Origin of the sequence: Streptomyces sp. NPDC057963, from assembly GCF_042887155.1 — a bacterium.
Lineage (GTDB): Bacteria > Actinomycetota > Actinomycetes > Streptomycetales > Streptomycetaceae > Streptomyces.
The window spans coordinates 582-1,543 of record NZ_JBHVPX010000071.1 but is presented as its reverse complement, the minus strand read 5'-3'; the positions used below and the strand labels follow the sequence as shown (position 1 = coordinate 1,543).

At 54.9% G+C, this 962-nt stretch carries 1 rRNA gene (only partly in view); it reads left to right on the top strand.

What is annotated here, in order from left to right:
* Positions 1-962: ribosomal RNA gene (locus tag ACFVT1_RS40975) — 16S ribosomal RNA — on the top strand; its annotated part runs 565 nt beyond the window's last position; the annotation flags it as partial.

The following is a 962-nucleotide window of genomic DNA, read 5'->3' as shown; positions in this document are numbered from 1 at the left end:
GGTGAGTAACACGTGGGCAACCTACCTGTAAGACTGGGATAACTCCGGGAAACCGGGGCTAATACCGGATGCTTGTTTGAACCGCATGGTTCAGACATAAAAGGTGGCTTCGGCTACCACTTACAGATGGACCCGCGGCGCATTAGCTAGTTGGTGAGGTAACGGCTCACCAAGGCAACGATGCGTAGCCGACCTGAGAGGGTGATCGGCCACACTGGGACTGAGACACGGCCCAGACTCCTACGGGAGGCAGCAGTAGGGAATCTTCCGCAATGGACGAAAGTCTGACGGAGCAACGCCGCGTGAGTGATGAAGGTTTTCGGATCGTAAAGCTCTGTTGTTAGGGAAGAACAAGTGCCGTTCAAATAGGGCGGCACCTTGACGGTACCTAACCAGAAAGCCACGGCTAACTACGTGCCAGCAGCCGCGGTAATACGTAGGTGGCAAGCGTTGTCCGGAATTATTGGGCGTAAAGGGCGCGCAGGCGGTTTCTTAAGTCTGATGTGAAAGCCCCCGGCTCAACCGGGGAGGGTCATTGGAAACTGGGGAACTTGAGTGCAGAAGAGGAGAGTGGAATTCCACGTGTAGCGGTGAAATGCGTAGAGATGTGGAGGAACACCAGTGGCGAAGGCGACTTTCTGGTCTGTAACTGACGCTGAGGCGCGAAAGCGTGGGGAGCGAACAGGATTAGATACCCTGGTAGTCCACGCCGTAAACGATGAGTGCTAAGTGTTAGGGGGTTTCCGCCCCTTAGTGCTGCAGCTAACGCATTAAGCACTCCGCCTGGGGAGTACGGTCGCAAGACTGAAACTCAAAGGAATTGACGGGGGCCCGCACAAGCGGTGGAGCATGTGGTTTAATTCGAAGCAACGCGAAGAACCTTACCAGGTCTTGACATCCCAATGACCGCTCTAGAGATAGAGTTTTCCCTTCGGGGACATTGGTGACAGGTGGTGCATGGT